Raw genomic sequence first — 15044 nt, 5'->3', positions numbered from 1 at the left:
GTCATCGCGCCCAGCCGACAGCCAGCGCTCTGAGCTATCAGGAGAATTCAATGCCCTCCAGCCATGCCGATGTCGCCACCGAACACGCCAGCCGCTACCTGCAGCAGCTGTGCAAACACTGGGCACACAAATTTCCCGTCGAGTTCGATCCAAGCCACGGCAGCATCGACCTGTCGCTCGGCCGCACCGTCATGGATGCCGATGCAAGTGCGCTGCACATCACGGTATCGACGGATGAAGGCGGATCGCTGGAGCGGCTGGAAAGCGTCGTTGCCGACCACATCAAGCGCTTTGCCTTCCGCGAGAAACTGACCTTCGCGTGGAAGCCCGCTGCGGCGGCCTGATCCTTATTTCGAGCCGGCTTGGCCGGCCATCTCCAGAAGCGCCAGCACCGAGCGCCAGTTGCGCGCGGTGCCAGGCACCTTCAGAACGCGCGGAATGAGGTTGGCAAACACGGATTTGCCGAGCCCGTCCGGCGCGCTGAGGTAGAGCACGTCGCCCTTGACTTCGAAGCGCTCGGGGCCGGTGCACTTCTCGGCCAGTCGCGCCACCTCGTCGGCGGTCGGCTCGCGCTCCAGCGCATAGGCATGCAGCTTGGTGTGGTCGGCGGCCGCTTCCGGATAGGGATTTTCGCTCACCAGCCGTTCGAACCAGGAGAGATCGCGCACCATTATGCGCGAATAAAAGCCCCATTTCTTTTCGAAGGCCGCTTCCAATTCCTTGGTCAGCGCCGCCGCATCGCCCGTCTTTGCCCGGAAGACGACGTTGCCGCTCTGCACATAGGTCGCGACATCGTTGAAGCCGAGGCTTTCGAAGAACGACTTCAGCTCCGCCATTTTGACGATGCGGTTGCCGCCGACATTGATGCCGGAAAACAGCGCCACGAAAACAGTGCCTTTTGCGCTCATATGATGAACCCGGCCAGCGTTTCGTTGTCGGTGATGTCCTGATACTGCACGCCTTCGGCTTCGAAATTGGCCTTCAACAGATCGAAATTGCGCCGGTCCTTGGTTTCGATGCCGATCAGCACCGAGCCGAAATTGCGTGCCGACTTTTTCAGATATTCGAAGCGGGCGATGTCGTCGTCCGGGCCGAGCATTTCGAGGAAGTCGCGCAACGCGCCCGGCCGCTGCGGGAAGCGGATGATGAAGTATTTCTTCAAGCCCTCGAAGCGCAGCGCCCGCTCCTTCACGTCGGGCAAACGCTCGAAGTCGAAATTCCCGCCTGAAACCACCGCAACGATCGTCTTGCCCCTGATCTCCTTGCGCGAAAAATCCTTGAGCGCGTCGATGGCCAGCGCGCCGGCCGGCTCCAGCACCACGCCTTCGATGTTGAGCATCTCGATCATGGTCGCGCAAAGCCGGTTTTCCGGGATCAGCCGCACCGTGTCGGCGGCAAACTCCTTAAGGTATCGCAAAGGCTCGCGGCCGATCTCGGCCACCGCCGCACCGTCGACGAAGTTGTCGACCTTGGCGAGCTTCAGCCGTTTCCCGGCCGCAAGGCTGTCGTGCAGGCTCGGCGCCCCGGCCGGCTCGCAAAAGACGAAACGCGCCTCCCGGCCCTGGTCGGCGAAAAAGTGCGTGACGCCGGCGGCGAGGCCACCGCCGCCGACCGGCAGCATGACGATGTCGGGCATGCGCCCCCGGGCATCTGCGCGGCGATCTCATAAGCCACCGTCGCTTGGCCTTCGATAATGTCCTTGTGGTCGAAAGGCGGCACCATATGCGCGCCGGCGCTTTCGGTGAATTCGAAGGCAGCGCGGTAGCAATCGTCGAAGAAATCGCCGACCAGCCTGATCTCGACGAAGTCGCCGCCGAACAGCCGTGTCTTGTCGATCTTCTGCTGCGGCGTCGTCACCGGCATGAAGACCACGCCCTTTTTGCCGAAATGGCGGCAGACAAAGGCAAAGCCCTGCGCATGGTTGCCGGCCGACGCGCAGACGAACAGCTCGGCATTGTTGCCGGCGGCAAGTGCCTTGCGGAAGAAATTGAAGGCGCCCCGGATCTTGTAGGAGCGCACCGGCGTCAGGTCCTCGCGCTTCAGCAGCACATGGGCGCCGGTTTTCTTCGACAGGTAGTCGTTCTCCTGCAGCGGCGTTTCCGGAAAAATCTCGCGCACCGCCTCGGTGGCAGCGGCAACACGGGCGGAGAAACTGTTCACTGCAAAACCTCGCATTCTTTCGCCCGCGACCGCGAGACGGAATTCATTCCGAATTCGGGAGCACGTGCCAGGACGGCAAAGGGCCGTGCCAGAACGGTTCGTAATACACGGCTCCCCTCGACAACAGGCCGGCAACGTAACTCAGCGAGCTCTTGGCCATGATCAGGCAATCCGCCTGGATCATCGCCGAGACCGTCGAAAAGACATCTGAATTCAGCTCGAAGTCGCAGAATTCCGCCAGCGGCCCGAAATCCGCCGGCGCCCCCTCGGACAGGATTAGGACCCGATGGCGCGGATGCTCGCCAAGCACATGCCTGATATTGGCCAGCACCATCGCGTTGTCGGTCAGACGATGCGTATATTTGGCATTGCCGATGACGTCGCCGCGCCGGATGTGAACGGCAATGGTCGGCGTGTCGAATGTCCGTGGCGGCAGGACCACGCGGTTGCGAAGCTCGTCGGCAAGTGCCGGATAAAATCCGAGATTTCGCTCCGCAAAGCCATGGAAATTCTGCGCGGCGACGATCGCGGGCGCGCCACGATAGCCCTGGTTGAATTCCTCGCTGAATATGAATGGCACGCCCTTGGGCACCTTTGGCGCGCCAAGCCCGAGATTGAAGGCGCGTTCCCACTGTGCAGCGAAGGCCTTTGGATTGCCGCTATGACTGACGCGCTCGAATGGCGAATGGAAATAAGGAATTCCGTTGGCGCGCGAAAACAGCAGCACCGACATGACGGCATGGACCTGCGCGCCGCCGCCGTCGCGCTTGCCCACGCATGTGATGCCGAGCAGAGACCCTCTGTCCTTGTCGGATAGATCGAGCTCGACGCCTTCAGTGGGCTTTCGACGTTTGAACCAGAACATGAGCCGAAGCCTATTGCATGAATCGATGTCGGCGGCCACCGATGGCGGCTGCGCGGGAACCGGCTGGATACCGATTATCGACCGCCTGCTTGCCAGCGAATTTGGCGGCTTTCGCGCCACAGTGCCGCGGTCGTCGCCTGGTGCTGCCCGGATTTCCGGTGGACACGACTTACTTTGGCCGCACTTCGCCTGTCCGGGAGGGTTCGCGGAGGTGGGATGGCCCTTTGCGGCCGGAGTGGAATTTTCAACGTGCATTTGAAGACGATTTGCATCATTGCCCTTGCCCTGCTGATGGTGGGCTGCGCGGGCCACCAGACACAGGAAATCCTGGGCAGCGTCGTCGTGCCGACGCAGGCGACCGAGATCGCCGGCAACCACGCGATTTTCATCGCCACCACGCGCAAGGCTTCAGACGATCCGAACAAGGTCTTTGATGGTGAGCGTTCGGCGACGCTCAACTACGCCCGTGTCAGCGTAACGGTGCCGCCGATCCACCAGACCGGCCAGATCGAGCGGCGCTCGCGCGGCAAGTCGAACGACCCGACCAAGTATTTCATGGCCTCCGAAATGGTCGGCTACGACACGCAGCCGAAATTCGCCAGCGCGCTCAACGCCGATATCGAGGCCCGTGGCGGCCGCGTCATGGTTTTCGTCCATGGCTACAACACCGGCTTTGACGATGCCGTCTACCGGCTGACGCAGATCGTCCATGATTCCGGCTATCCGGGCACGCCAGTGCTGTTCTCCTGGGCCTCCGGCGCCAAGACCACCGACTATGTCTATGACAAGGAAAGTGCCGCCGCCGCCCGCGACCAGCTCGAGGTGACGCTGCGGATGCTGGCCCAGACAGGCGCCCGGCGCATCGACATCGTCGCCCATTCGATGGGCACATGGGTGACGATGGAGACGCTGCGCCAGCTCGCCATCACCGGCGACCGCGATCTCAACGGCAAGCTCGGCGATGTCGTGCTGGCCTCGCCGGACATCGACGTCGACGTCTTCAAGAGCCAGATGCGCCGCTACGGCAAGCCGGACAAGCCGTTCATCCTGCTGCTCTCCGACGACGACCGCGCGCTGCGGCTGTCCGGCCTGATCGCCGGCTCGCGGCCGCGCGTCGGCGACTACAGGGACGCCGCCGATCTCGCCTCCTATGGTGTGACGGTGGTCGACCTCTCGAAGGTCAAAGGCACCGACAGCTTCAACCACACCAAATTCGCCGACAATCCCATGATGGTGCAGATGATCGGCCAGCGGCTGCGCGAGGACGACGGCTTTGCCAGCGATCGTGACGTGACGGACCGCATCCGCCAGCTTGCCGGCCAGTAACGCCGCCACGCGGGACGGCATCGTTGCCGTCTTGCATATTGACTTTGAACTGGACCCGGCCGCCCTCTGGCTTTATCGGAATGGGGATAGAGGTTTGCCGCCCTTGGGGGATCCCGGGTGACCGTGCGCTGTAAGATCGTCCTTGGCCTTGCCTTCGCGCTCGCCCTGACCGGCTGCGCCGGCCCCACGCATGACCTGCTCAACCGGAAGCTGGTGACGGTGCCCGCCTCCGACATCGCGGCCACGCACGAGATTTTCGTCGCCACCACCCGCCAGCAGGCGATCAAGGATCCGCGGCAGGTGTTCGGCGGCGATCGTTCGCTGACCACTTCCTATGCCCGTGTCGACGTCACCGTCCCGAAGATCCATCAGGTCGGCGCGATCGAGCGCGCCAAGGGCTCGGCCGACAGCAATCCGGCCAAGCAATTCAGCGCCACCGATGTCGTCCATTACGGCGACGCACAGCAATTTGCCAAGGCGGTCGGCGCCGACATTTCCATGCGCGGCGACCGCGCTTTGGTCTTCGTGCACGGCTTCAACAATGGCTTCGACGACGGCGTCTTCAGGCTGACGCAGATCGCGCATGACACCAAATACCCGGGCACGCCGGTGCTGTTCTCATGGGCTTCGAGCGCCAAGACGACCGGCTACATCTACGACAAGGACAGCTCGACCGCCGCGCGCGACGATCTCGAAGCCACGCTCAGGATGCTGGCCAAGACGCGGGTAAAAAGCATCGACATCATCGCCCACTCGATGGGAACCTGGCTGACGATGGAGGCGCTGCGCCAGCTTGCCATCACCGGCGACCGCGATCTCGGCGGCAAGCTCGGCTACGTCGTCCTTGCCTCGCCCGACATCGATGTCGACGTTTTCAAGAAACAGATGATCCGTTACGGCAAGCCCAACAAACCCTTCGCCATCCTGCTCTCGGGCGACGACCGGGCGCTGAAATTGTCGAGCTTCATTTCCGGCGACAAGCCGCGTGTCGGCGACTATGGCAACGCGGCCGACCTTGCAAGCTATGGCGTCGTCGTGGTCGATTTGACCAAGGCCAAGGGTGGCGACGATGGTCTCAACCATGCCAAGTTCGCCGACAATCCGATCCTGGTGCAATTGCTCGGCAACCGCCTGCGCACGCCTGCCGGCCTTGCGCCCGATGAGCCCAACCAGGCGCAGCTCAATGATATCGGCCAGGGTCTGGGCAAGGCGGTCGGCTCGGTAGCCGAGGTCGTCATCACCACGCCGTTCAAGGTGCTGACCATCGCCACCGGCGGCTGACGCTCCGGGGGTCTCAGATGAACAGGTCGACTTTCTGGAACGTCGTCACATCGACCAGGCCGACGTCGGAAATCCTGAGCTCCGGAATGACCACCAGCGCCAGCAGCGAGTGCTGCATATAGGCGTTGTTCAACGAACAGCCGACCTTGCGCATTGCCGCCGTCAGTTGATCGGCCTTGGCCGCCACGATCTCGGCGCGCTCATCCGACATCAGCCCGGCGATCGGCATCTCGACCAGCGCCAGTTCCTTGCCTTTCGAGTAGAGCACGACGCCGCCACCGACCTCACCCAAGCGATTCACCGCCAGCGCCATGTCCTTCTTGTTGGTGCCGACGCAAATGATGTGGTGTGCGTCATGCGCCACACTCGACGCCATCGCGCAGTCTTCCATATAGCCGAAGCCGGAGACAAACGCGTTGGTGACGCCGCCGGTGCCGCGATGGCGTTCGACCAGGGCGATCTGGCAGATGTCGTTGCGGCGGTCCATGGCGACCAGCCCGTCCTCGACCGGCAGATCGGCTTCCAGCGCGCGCGTCGGCGCCTGGTTCTCGATCACGCCGATCACCCGCACCCGCACCTCGTTCGCCCCTTGCGGCGCGGCGATGTCGAAATCCGCGGCCGCCAGTTTCTTGCCGAGCTTGACCGTGTCCTTGGCCGACTTCGGATAATCATAGGCCGGAATGTCGATCTCGAGCTTGCCGGCCTTGGCCAGCCGCACACCACGGCCATAGACCTCATCGATGCTCATCTGGGCGAGATCGGAAACGATCAGCATATCGGCAAGCCGCCCCGGTGCGATCGAGCCGATCTCGCGCTCCAGCCGGAAATGCTGGGCTGTGTTGAGCGTTGCCATCTGGATCGCCGTCACCGGCTTCAGGCCCTGGCTGATCGCATGGCGCACCACACGATCCATATGGCCTTCATGCACCAGCGTGCCGGAATGGCTGTCGTCGGTGCACAGGATGAAGTTGCGCGGATCGATGCCGCCTTCGGTCACCGCCTTGATCTGCGAGGCGACGTCGTACCAGGCCGATCCCAGCCGCAGCATCGCCTTCATGCCCTGGCGCACGCGCGCGATCGCATCCTCGGCGCGCGTGCCTTCATGGTCGTCCTCGGCGCCGCCGGCGACATAGCCGTGGAAAGGCAGGCCGAGATCGCGCGAGGCATAGTGCCCGCCGACCGTCTTGCCGGCCTTGACCGTCTCGGCGATCTCGCCCGACATCACCGGATTATTGGCGGCAACGCCTGGAAAATTCATCACCTCGCCGAGCCCGATGATGTTTTCCCAGGTCATCGCTTCGGCGACATCGGCCACCGTCAATTCAGCGCCCGCATGTTCCAGCCCGGGCGCCGACGGCACGCAGGACGGCATCTGCACATGCACGTTGATCGGCATGGCGACCGCCTCGTCATGCATCAGGCGAACGCCTGGCAGACCCAGCACATTGGCGATCTCATGCGGATCGATGAACATCGAGGTGGTGCCGTGCGGGATGACGGCGCGGCAGAATTCCGTCACCGTCACCATGCCGCTTTCGACATGCATATGCGCGTCGCAAAGGCCCGGCACCAGATAACGCCCGCCGGCATCGACCACCTTGGTCCCCTGCCCGATGACATGGCCGGCATTCGGCCCGCAATAAGCAAAGCGGCCGGCGGCGATCGCGATATCGGTGCCGGCAATGATCTCGCCCGAATGGACATTGACCCAGCGCCCGTTGCGGATGACGAGATCGGCGGGCTTTCGCCCCATGGCGACATCGACAAGATGCGGCGCCACCTCGGTCCAGGGCTTTGGCTTTGCGGCGCTTTGGGCTTTGGCATTCGTCATTGGCGAGTCCTTTTCTGCGGCCACTCTGGCAAATGTCGGCGCGCGGAGCCAGAGCCGGTACCCGAAGCCGAAGACCGCGTGTGCATGGCATTCGCGTAAACCACTGTTGCAGAAACGCAATTTCTTTCCGCGCCGAATAGGGCTAGTTTGAGTATGAGAGTCTTTCGAACCCGCCATTTCGGAGAGCTCGATGCGTCGCCTGACGCTCGCCAGTGCCGGTCTTCTCATGCTGCTGTCGGGAGCAACCCAGGCGGCGGACTTGGGCGTTGATCTGCCGATGACCGCGCCGGGCTTCGACTGGACAGGTTTCTATGCCGGCGCGCAGGCCGGCTACGGCTGGGGCCGGTCCGATATTACCGGGGACAATGGCGGCCCCTTCTCTTTCAGGCCTGACATCGACGGTGGTTTTGTCGGCGGCCACATCGCCGGCCTCTGGCAATTCGACCAGGCGGTGCTCGGCGCCGAAGCCGAGCTCAACTATGCCTCGATCAACGGCACGGCCGATGCCGGGCCGGGCGGCAGCGTTGGCACTGACGTCAAATGGTTCGGATCGGTCAACGCCAAGGCCGGCTACGCCATGGACCGCGTTTTGATCTACGGCATCGGCGGCGTCGCTTTCGCCGGCATCGAAACCTCGCAGGCGGCGGGCGCCGCCTTTGCCCAAACGCATACCAGCACCGGCTGGACGCTCGGCGCCGGCGTCGACTACGCTTTCAGCAACAACGTCGTCGTCGGTGCGCAATACCGCTACTATGATTTCGGCAAGGAGCATTTCGACACGCCCGACGCCTTTTCCGACCGCGACCAGGACGTCAAGTTGCAGACGCTCGGGGTGAATTTCAGCTATAAGTTCTGAGAGCCACCTTCGTCGTGGCGAGGTGGAAAACTCTCATCTCAAGGGTTCGCTGAAAGGGATTGGCCGGCGCCCGCAGGGGGCGGGGGAATGGGTAGGGGCCTGATAGACGCCGGCCGCGGCGGAGTGATTCGCCACGTGAGCTACCCTAGCGGCATCCTTGGAAACCGTAATTCCGTGATCGCGCCACTTTCCAACCGGCCCCTGCCCCGCGAGCGCCTTGGGTTTATGGTAAATACGTCACGGTAAATACGTCGGGCCGGCAGCTTTGCAATCGGATCGGTCAGGCCGACCTCAAGCCAGCCTTCGCGCCGGCTTCGCGGCGAGGCATTCCTCCAGCCGCTGCAGTTGCGCCTTGTGCCAGCGCAGCGCATGCGCGGTCTCGTGCAGGTTGCGTTTGGCCTTGGAGTTGGCGGCGCTCAGCAGATCCCGTTCGAGCCGATCGACCTCGCCGCGCAACTTCAACGCCTCGGCCTCCCGAAGCCCCCTGATCCAGCCTAACCCACGCATGCCTCACCCCTAAAGCAGGCCTGATGTTGGCAGAAAAACGCTAATGAGGTCGGTTCGGGTAATCTCGAATTTTAAATATCACTAATGTTAAATCTATGCGGGCTGGCTTTGCCCCCAAAAGAGGTCGCCTTTCATGGCCCAACCCGGCAAACTCTAACTCAACAGGCGCGGTGTCTTAGGACCAAAACACAGTGACTCTGAGCGGCCGAGTTCGACCTATTGCGGACGTTGGCCTAGTGAAGATGTCCTTTGTATCCGATGAGTGAGAGCACTTTGGCGAGCTTATCCCCAGGAAGCCCAGAGCTCATCTTGATCCAGGTCGCCATATCGTGTCCGTGTGGACGGCAATCGGTTGAAGCACCGATTAAAAGAAGCCAACGCGTGAATTTCACCTGTCCCGCGTGCGCTGCCAACGAAAGCGCCGTGTCACCGATGTCATTCGCGGCGTTGATTTTAGCACCTTTGGCGAATAGCACTTCTCCAGCACGGGTGTTGCCCTCCATCGCGGCAAGCATGAGCAAAGTCCACGCGAACCGGTTGGCTAGGTTTGGGTCCAGGCCGTCGTCTAAAGCGCGATTGAGGGACAATAAGTCCCCGCGCTTGATACAGCGGTGAGCTTCATCGAAAGTCATGGGGTGTGAAGTTAGAGCATTTCAAGCGCCGTACAAAGGCCGCTATCCATCCATCTCGGCCCCTGGTGGCAGCCAGATGGCCTGGGAACCTTGAACTTGTGACATGGGCTGTGACATACCGATGCCACGGTGACTTGCGGGCGTGGCGAAACTGGTAACCGCACAGGACTTAAAATCCTGCGTCCTTAGTGACTTACGGGTTCGACCCCCGTCGCCCGCACCACCCTTCGCTCTTCGAGCTTCGTAGGCAAGCCATCTCTATCCATTCGCGATCTGACGACAGGCTCAACCCACCATCGGATTGAGCTTCAAATGCTGGATCAGGATGATGGTCTTGGCATCGACGATGCGGCCATCGGCAATGCCGGCCAGCGCCTCGTCCAGCGGCATCTCCAGCACCTCGATGTCCTCGCCCTCCTCCGGCGCGCCGCCGCCGGCGGAAATCCGGTCGGCGGGCGAATAGCGCGCGACGAAGAACCACAACCGCTCCGTCACGCTGCCCGGGCTCATATAGGGCGCAAACAGCCGCTCAATGTTCTTCAAGTGGTAGCCGAGCTCTTCTTCCGCCTCCTTTCGGATGGCGGTTTCCGGATCGTTTTCGTCGAGCAGGCCGGCGCAGGCCTCGATCAGCGGCTCATGGTGGCCGGTGACATAGGCCGGAAAGCGGAACTGCCGCACCAGAAGCACCGTCTGGCGCTGCGGATCGAACGGCAGGATCACCGCGCCGTCGCCGCGATCATAAGTCTGGCGGGTTTGCGTCTCCCACCGACCGTCACGCCGGCGGTAGTCGAGCACGGTTTTCTTCAACACCGCCCAGTCGTCCGAGAGAACTTCCTCCGAACGAATACGAATGCGATCTTCCATGATGAGCTCCGTGTTTGGGCGGCTAGGGGTAGCGGCGAACGTGCGCCCGCGCAATCCGCGGAATGGTGGGTCCGGCATGACTTTTTCACCGGCTCGTGTGTGGTCTTGGTCCCGACCATTGCTTAGATAGGCATGACCTTTCCCTGGAGTTTTCCATGACGTCAGCCCTTTTTCAGCCGATCACTCTCGGCGGCCTCACCTTCCCCAACCGGATTGCCGTGGCGCCGATGTGCCAATATTCGGCCGAAGACGGCTCCGCCAGCGACTGGCATCTCTATCATTGGATGAACCTGGCCATGTCGGGCGCCGGCATGGTGACGGTCGAGATGACCGACGTCGAGCGGCGCGGCCGCATCTCGCATGGTTGCCTCGGCCTTTATTCCGACGACAACGAGGCCGCCGCCCGGCGAGCGCTCGACGCCGCCAGGCGCGTTGCCCTGCCCGGCGCCAAATTCGGCACCCAGCTTGCCCATGCCGGCCGCAAGGCCTCCAACAGGAAGCCCTGGGAAGGCGGCGGGCCGTTGCAGCCCGACGAGGACCCCTGGCAGACGGTTTCAGCCTCGGCCATCGCCTATGACACCGGCTGGAACGTGCCGCATGCGCTGGAGGAGGAGGAAATCCTGCAACTGGTCGCGCGGTTCGCGCAAGCCGCCAGGCGGGCCGAGCGCGCCGGGTTCGACTTCATCGAACTGCACGCGGCGCACGGATACCTGATCTTCCAGTTCCTTTCGCCGCTCTCGAACCAGCGGACCGACCGCTGGGGCGGCTCGCTGGAAAACCGCATGCGCTTCCTGCTCGAAATCGTCCGGGCCGTGCGCAAAGCGGTCCCGGACATGATGCTGGGCGCGCGCCTTTCGGTGAAGGAATGGGTCGATGGCGGCTTCGACGTCGAGGAAGCGATCGAGGTGGCCAAGGCGCTGAAGGCCGAAGGCGTTGCCTATCTCTGCTGCTCCAGCGGCGGCAATTCGCCTTTGCAGCAGCTGCCGACCGGCCCAGGCTACCAGGTGCATCTGGCGGAAGCCGTGCGCAAGGGCGCCGGCATCGCGACGCGGGCCGTCGGGCTGATCGACGATCCGAGCCAGGCCGATGCGATCATTGCCGATGGCCGCGCCGACATGGTGGCGCTGGCGCGCGCCTTCCTCGCCGATCCTCGTTGGGGCTGGCGCGCGGCGGCGACCTTCGGCGAGGAAATCCATCCGGCGCCGCAACTGGCGCGCTCGGTTGCGACGATGCGCCACTGGATGAAGGCGGCGGGATGAATGCGCTGATCGCCGACTGGGACGTTTGGGCGCAGGGTGCCCGCCACCTTTGCAACCAAATTGGCCGTTTTACGTTGGCGCCCATGACAGACAGCAAACCATTTGAAACGCCGGTGGTGGTCGAACTCGGCCATGTCGGCAAATATCGCCAGATAAGCAGCACCCGCGAAGCCGCCGAGTGCCTGATGACCGTTTGGCCGCTTAATCGCGGCGAGCGTCATCGGAATGCTCTCGACACTTGCCTCAAAGCGCTGGAAGGTTATCGTTCGATTGCGGACGCGCGCCGCGCCCTGATCGAGGCAGCCAGGAATCGGAAGTTCTGGTTCCCGAGGACAGGTTGCCCGACGGAAGGCTGCATTGAGCGAGTGCTCTTAACCGGAGGATTTCATGGCGAAGCTGACTTATAAGATTGTCGAGCATGACGGCGGCTGGGCCTATAAGGTAGGCACAACTTTTTCAGAGACGTTCCGCACCCACCAGGAGGCGTTGCGAGCCGCCGAAATCGCGTCGGCCGAGCAGCAAGTCGCCGGCGCCACTGACGGCATCCAATATGAAGATGCCGATGGCAAGTGGCATGACGAACTGGCGGATGGACGCGACCGGCCGCAAACCGAAGTGTCGGACTAGTGTGTTCCCCGCCGCGCCGCGGCCGGCAATGCGATGCCGGCCGCCGGCGAGACCCTGCTGATTACTTGCCGCAATAGTGGTCGTTCACGTTGCCGCTCGCATTGGCGTCGGGTCCGGCCGTATTATCCGCACATGGACCGGCAGCTCCCGTATTGCCGAGGATGTTGAGGCCGGACGTGTCCCTGCCCGTGGAAATACTGCCAGTGGTCGTGCGATCGATCGGCCGCTGCTCGCTCGAGCCCCAGTGGTGCCACCACGACCAGTCCCAATCGGACGATTGCGCCATAGCCGACCCACCCAGGGCCAGCACAAGCGCCGAAGCTGCGATAATTTTCCTAAGCATTGGAGTCTCCATTCTATCTACTCGCCGAATTTTCGTCGGCGACGGGTATGAAACCCCAGATTGGAGGCAAGGTTCCGACGGGAAAATCACGATGAACCGATGGCTTCGACACGTTTGTGTGACGACGCTGTGAGTCGGCGATGCACTGGCGGCCGCGGGCGGGACTGCGGACTACTTGCCGCAATACTGGTCGTTGACGTTGCCCTGGGCATTGGCGTCGGGTCCGGGCGTGTTATAGGCACACGGGCCGGCGGCTCCGGTACTGCCGAGGGTGTTGAGACCCGAAGTATCCCTGTCCACGGAAATGCTGCCGGTGGTGGTGCGATCGGCATGTACGGAACCGTCGCTTGCTGGTGGAACACGTGACGGCGACCAATCGTCGTCGGTCGCCTGCGCCATGGCCGAGCCGCCCAGGGCCAACACAAGCGCCGAAGCTGCGATCATTTTTCTAAGCATTGGAGTCTCCATATCGTTGGTCGCCGAATTGGATCGGCGACCCGCATGAAACCCCGGGCTGACGGCAAAGGTTCCGGTCGGGAAATCACGAAAAACCAAGGAATTCGACACGTTAGTGTGACGTCCTCGTGAGCGGCGGAGAGCTCAACATCGCGTGATCGACGCAGTTACGGTCGAAAGTCAGGTCATGTCCGCGAAAGCGCGCTTCGCGATGCGCTCGATGAAGGCGACAACCCGCTCGGCATCGACGAATTGCGGCATGTGGCCAAGCCCTTCGATCCGCTCGAAGTCGAGCCCCTGGATCTTGTCCAGCATCGGCTCGCCATGGAGGGCCTCGCCGATGACACGGTCGGCGCTACCGAACAGAATGCCGGCCGGCATCGCTATCTCGCCATAGCGCTGTTCGATACGACCAAGATCCTGTTCCACCGCCACGGCATCCGTGGAGGTGGCGAAGAAATGCGCCGGACGCAGCCCGAGCCATCCTCCGCCGCCGATCATATAATCCTGGGGAACCGCTTGCGGGGCGAAAATGGACCTCATGGTCGGCTCGGCGTAACGCCGGCTTGCCGGTATCGCCACCGTATGGGCCAGAACGCGGCGCACCAGCCGCGACGGAATATAGAGCAGGTCAAATCGCTGACGTATGCGCGCTTCCAGATGCGTCAGCGGCGAGAGCAGCGCGATGCCCGAAATCGCTTCAGGATGCTCGACCGCCAAGGTAAGCGCGATCGCGCCGCCGAGCGAATGGCCGACGATCAAAGGCCGTTCCAGGCCGAGCGCTTCGATAAAGCGCCGCACCGCCGCCGCCTGTTCGGGCAACCGTCCGGTCGCGCCGCTTGCCCGCACCGAATAACCCGAGCCCGGCCGGTCGAGCGCGATCAGGCGGTAGCCCGAACCGAAACGGCCGAACAGCGTATGGCGGAAATGGTGGAGCTGCGCGCCGAGCCCGTGCACGAAGACGATCGGCCTGCCCCCGCCCTCTTCCGCATAATGGATGCGGTTGCCGTCGATCTCGACGAATTTTCCGCAGGCCGGCACCAGCCTTTCGGCCTTTGCGGCAATAAGCCAGGTCGCAACCACCAGGCCGACGAGGACTAAAACCGCCAAGGCGAGCAGGCCACCAAGCAGCCACGAAACAATCGATACCAGCATTGTTCACCCGAACCTGACCGGCCGCACCATAGTCGCAACCGCGGCCGCGACAAGCGCTCTCCCGGCTTTCGCATTGCGGCCGGCCACGCGCCGCGTTATTTCAGACGACCCCTTTTTGCCGGAGCTCGTCATGCCTGAAATCGTCACCGCCGCCATGCTCGTCATCGGCGACGAGATCCTCTCCGGCCGCACCAAGGACAAGAACATCGGCCATCTCGCCGACATCATGACGGCGATCGGCATCGACCTGAAGGAAGTGCGTATCGTTCCCGACGAGGAGGATGAGATTGTCGCCGCGGTCAACGCCGTGCGCGCCCGCTACAGCTATGTCTTCACCACGGGCGGCATCGGCCCCACGCATGACGACATCACCGCCGATTCCATCGCCAAGGCCTTTGGCGTGCCTTGCGAATATGACGCCAAGGCCTATGCCTTGCTGGAAGCGAGCTATGCCGGGCGCGGCATCGAATTCACCGAGGCGCGCAAGCGCATGTCGCGCATGCCGCGTGGCGCCGACCACATCGACAACCCGGTCTCCGTCGCGCCGGGTTTCCGCATCGGCAACGTCCATGTCATGGCCGGCGTGCCGTCGATCTTCCAGGCCATGCTCGACAATGTCGTGCCGACACTGAGGGCCGGCACGAAAATGCTGTCGGCGACGGTGCATTGCCCGTTCGGCGAGGGACTGATCGGCGGACCGCTGGCCGATATCCAGAAGGCGCATCCCGACACCATCATCGGCTCCTACCCCAAATATGGCGACGGCAAGTTCTGGACCGAGCTCGTCGTGCGCGCCCGCTCGCAAGAGGCGCTCGAGGCCGCGCGCAAGGATGTCGAGGCAATGGTTGCGGGCTTGGCCACGGCAAGCTGATCCGACCGCGA

Annotated in this window: 17 protein-coding genes, 1 tRNA gene and 1 pseudogene; 9 read left to right on the top strand and 10 right to left on the bottom strand. The window is 62.9% G+C overall.

What is annotated here, in order from left to right:
- Positions 1 to 50 precede the first annotated feature (50 nt).
- Positions 51 to 344, top strand: coding sequence for a DUF2218 domain-containing protein (locus ACVDG8_RS35200; RefSeq protein WP_447252589.1), 294 nt, complete (start codon positions 51 to 53; stop codon positions 342 to 344).
- A 3-nt stretch (positions 345 to 347) separates the two neighbouring features.
- Here the strand turns inward: ACVDG8_RS35200 and ACVDG8_RS35195 are convergent, their stop codons facing one another.
- The 3 genes and pseudogenes from ACVDG8_RS35195 to ACVDG8_RS35185 all read right to left on the bottom strand — a co-directional run bounded on the left by ACVDG8_RS35195 (position 348) and on the right by ACVDG8_RS35185 (position 3025).
- Complete coding sequence (locus ACVDG8_RS35195; protein ID WP_447252588.1) at positions 348 to 908, bottom strand: DUF1697 domain-containing protein; 561 nt, start codon at positions 906 to 908, stop codon at positions 348 to 350.
- Positions 905 to 2175, bottom strand: a pseudogene (gene ilvA / locus ACVDG8_RS35190) (threonine ammonia-lyase IlvA). The gene ACVDG8_RS35195 and the pseudogene ilvA overlap by 4 nt, the downstream one beginning before the upstream one ends.
- A gap of 28 nt (positions 2176 to 2203) precedes the next feature.
- Positions 2204 to 3025, bottom strand: coding sequence for a hypothetical protein (locus ACVDG8_RS35185; protein WP_447252586.1), 822 nt, complete (start codon positions 3023 to 3025; stop codon positions 2204 to 2206).
- Positions 3026 to 3241: 216 nt separating this feature from the next.
- Here ACVDG8_RS35185 and ACVDG8_RS35180 point away from each other — a divergent pair, with 216 nt between their 5' ends.
- The gene (locus ACVDG8_RS35180) at positions 3242 to 4351 is read left to right on the top strand and encodes an alpha/beta hydrolase (RefSeq protein WP_447252585.1); all 1110 of its coding nucleotides are present in this window, start codon (positions 3242 to 3244) and stop codon (positions 4349 to 4351) included.
- 117 nt (positions 4352 to 4468) lie between these two features.
- On the top strand, positions 4469 to 5632 hold the full coding sequence (locus tag ACVDG8_RS35175) for an alpha/beta hydrolase (protein ID WP_447252584.1): 1164 nt from the start codon (positions 4469 to 4471) through the stop codon (positions 5630 to 5632).
- 13 nt (positions 5633 to 5645) lie between these two features.
- On the opposite strand, the gene ade is transcribed toward ACVDG8_RS35175, so the two are convergent.
- Positions 5646 to 7463: an adenine deaminase gene (ade, locus tag ACVDG8_RS35170; RefSeq protein WP_447252583.1), complete on the bottom strand. Its 1818-nt coding sequence runs from the start codon at positions 7461 to 7463 to the stop codon at positions 5646 to 5648.
- 190 nt (positions 7464 to 7653) lie between these two features.
- On the opposite strand from ade, the gene ACVDG8_RS35165 reads away from it, so the two are divergent.
- Positions 7654 to 8319, top strand: coding sequence for an outer membrane protein (locus ACVDG8_RS35165; protein WP_447252582.1), 666 nt, complete (start codon positions 7654 to 7656; stop codon positions 8317 to 8319).
- 291 nt (positions 8320 to 8610) lie between these two features.
- Here ACVDG8_RS35165 and ACVDG8_RS35160 read toward each other — a convergent pair whose 3' ends face one another.
- Together ACVDG8_RS35160 and ACVDG8_RS35155 are read right to left on the bottom strand one after the other, a co-directional pair.
- Positions 8611 to 8781, bottom strand: a complete 171-nt coding sequence (locus ACVDG8_RS35160; protein WP_455707441.1) for a hypothetical protein — start codon at positions 8779 to 8781, stop codon at positions 8611 to 8613.
- Positions 8782 to 9059: 278 nt separating this feature from the next.
- Positions 9060 to 9458 (bottom strand): ankyrin repeat domain-containing protein, encoded by a 399-nt coding sequence (locus ACVDG8_RS35155; protein ID WP_447252580.1) that lies wholly within the window; start codon positions 9456 to 9458, stop codon positions 9060 to 9062.
- 136 nt (positions 9459 to 9594) lie between these two features.
- Between ACVDG8_RS35155 and ACVDG8_RS35150 the strand changes: the two genes are divergently transcribed.
- A tRNA-Leu gene (locus ACVDG8_RS35150) sits at positions 9595 to 9681 on the top strand.
- Between the two features lie 62 nt (positions 9682 to 9743).
- On the opposite strand, the gene ACVDG8_RS35145 is transcribed toward ACVDG8_RS35150, so the two are convergent.
- Entirely contained in the window at positions 9744 to 10322 is a 579-nt protein-coding gene (locus tag ACVDG8_RS35145; protein WP_447252579.1) for an NUDIX domain-containing protein, read from the bottom strand.
- A gap of 155 nt (positions 10323 to 10477) precedes the next feature.
- On the opposite strand from ACVDG8_RS35145, the gene ACVDG8_RS35140 reads away from it, so the two are divergent.
- The 3 genes from ACVDG8_RS35140 to ACVDG8_RS35130 are packed head-to-tail and all read left to right on the top strand — an operon-like array spanning position 10478 to position 12208.
- Positions 10478 to 11581 carry an NADH:flavin oxidoreductase/NADH oxidase gene (locus ACVDG8_RS35140; RefSeq protein WP_447252578.1) on the top strand — a complete coding sequence of 368 codons (1104 nt, stop codon included), beginning with the start codon at positions 10478 to 10480 and terminating at the stop codon, positions 11579 to 11581.
- Entirely contained in the window at positions 11578 to 11988 is a 411-nt protein-coding gene (locus ACVDG8_RS35135) for a DUF982 domain-containing protein (protein WP_455707440.1), read from the top strand. The genes ACVDG8_RS35140 and ACVDG8_RS35135 overlap by 4 nt, the downstream gene beginning before the upstream one ends.
- Positions 11969 to 12208: a DUF2188 domain-containing protein gene (locus ACVDG8_RS35130; RefSeq protein ID WP_447252576.1), complete on the top strand. Its 240-nt coding sequence runs from the start codon at positions 11969 to 11971 to the stop codon at positions 12206 to 12208. Before ACVDG8_RS35135 ends, ACVDG8_RS35130 begins: the two co-directional genes overlap by 20 nt.
- Before the next feature lie 61 nt (positions 12209 to 12269).
- On the opposite strand, the gene ACVDG8_RS35125 is transcribed toward ACVDG8_RS35130, so the two are convergent.
- The 3 genes from ACVDG8_RS35125 to ACVDG8_RS35115 all read right to left on the bottom strand — a co-directional run bounded on the left by ACVDG8_RS35125 (position 12270) and on the right by ACVDG8_RS35115 (position 14162).
- Positions 12270 to 12551 carry a hypothetical protein gene (locus tag ACVDG8_RS35125; RefSeq protein ID WP_447252575.1) on the bottom strand — a complete coding sequence of 94 codons (282 nt, stop codon included), beginning with the start codon at positions 12549 to 12551 and terminating at the stop codon, positions 12270 to 12272.
- A gap of 171 nt (positions 12552 to 12722) precedes the next feature.
- On the bottom strand, positions 12723 to 13007 hold the full coding sequence (locus ACVDG8_RS35120; RefSeq protein WP_447252574.1) for a hypothetical protein: 285 nt from the start codon (positions 13005 to 13007) through the stop codon (positions 12723 to 12725).
- 180 nt (positions 13008 to 13187) lie between these two features.
- Positions 13188 to 14162: an alpha/beta fold hydrolase gene (locus ACVDG8_RS35115; RefSeq protein ID WP_447252573.1), complete on the bottom strand. Its 975-nt coding sequence runs from the start codon at positions 14160 to 14162 to the stop codon at positions 13188 to 13190.
- A gap of 130 nt (positions 14163 to 14292) precedes the next feature.
- On the opposite strand from ACVDG8_RS35115, the gene ACVDG8_RS35110 reads away from it, so the two are divergent.
- Positions 14293 to 15033, top strand: coding sequence for a competence/damage-inducible protein A (locus ACVDG8_RS35110; RefSeq protein WP_447252572.1), 741 nt, complete (start codon positions 14293 to 14295; stop codon positions 15031 to 15033).
- Positions 15034 to 15044 lie beyond the last annotated feature (11 nt).

Source organism: Mesorhizobium sp. ORM8.1 (genome assembly GCF_053005525.2).
This window is presented reverse-complemented; position numbering and strand designations above follow the sequence as displayed.

Bases quoted from the DNA above. Each gene is read 5' to 3' on its own strand.
- ACVDG8_RS35165 (WP_447252582.1), top strand. From the start codon at position 7,654: ATGCGTCGCCTGACGCTCGCCAGTGCCGGTCTTCTCATGCTGCTGTCG.
- ade (WP_447252583.1), bottom strand. From the start codon at position 7,463: ATGACGAATGCCAAAGCCCAAAGCGCCGCAAAGCCAAAGCCCTGGACC.
- ACVDG8_RS35125 (WP_447252575.1), bottom strand. From the start codon at position 12,551: ATGCTTAGGAAAATTATCGCAGCTTCGGCGCTTGTGCTGGCCCTGGGT.
- ACVDG8_RS35135 (WP_455707440.1), top strand. From the start codon at position 11,578: ATGAATGCGCTGATCGCCGACTGGGACGTTTGGGCGCAGGGTGCCCGC.
- ACVDG8_RS35115 (WP_447252573.1), bottom strand. From the start codon at position 14,162: ATGCTGGTATCGATTGTTTCGTGGCTGCTTGGTGGCCTGCTCGCCTTG.
- ACVDG8_RS35130 (WP_447252576.1), top strand. From the start codon at position 11,969: ATGGCGAAGCTGACTTATAAGATTGTCGAGCATGACGGCGGCTGGGCC.
- ACVDG8_RS35180 (WP_447252585.1), top strand. From the start codon at position 3,242: ATGGCCCTTTGCGGCCGGAGTGGAATTTTCAACGTGCATTTGAAGACG.
- ACVDG8_RS35145 (WP_447252579.1), bottom strand. From the start codon at position 10,322: ATGGAAGATCGCATTCGTATTCGTTCGGAGGAAGTTCTCTCGGACGAC.
- ACVDG8_RS35140 (WP_447252578.1), top strand. From the start codon at position 10,478: ATGACGTCAGCCCTTTTTCAGCCGATCACTCTCGGCGGCCTCACCTTC.
- ACVDG8_RS35185 (WP_447252586.1), bottom strand. From the start codon at position 3,025: ATGTTCTGGTTCAAACGTCGAAAGCCCACTGAAGGCGTCGAGCTCGAT.
- ACVDG8_RS35110 (WP_447252572.1), top strand. From the start codon at position 14,293: ATGCCTGAAATCGTCACCGCCGCCATGCTCGTCATCGGCGACGAGATC.
- ACVDG8_RS35195 (WP_447252588.1), bottom strand. From the start codon at position 908: ATGAGCGCAAAAGGCACTGTTTTCGTGGCGCTGTTTTCCGGCATCAAT.
- ACVDG8_RS35120 (WP_447252574.1), bottom strand. From the start codon at position 13,007: ATGCTTAGAAAAATGATCGCAGCTTCGGCGCTTGTGTTGGCCCTGGGC.
- ACVDG8_RS35200 (WP_447252589.1), top strand. From the start codon at position 51: ATGCCCTCCAGCCATGCCGATGTCGCCACCGAACACGCCAGCCGCTAC.
- ACVDG8_RS35155 (WP_447252580.1), bottom strand. From the start codon at position 9,458: ATGACTTTCGATGAAGCTCACCGCTGTATCAAGCGCGGGGACTTATTG.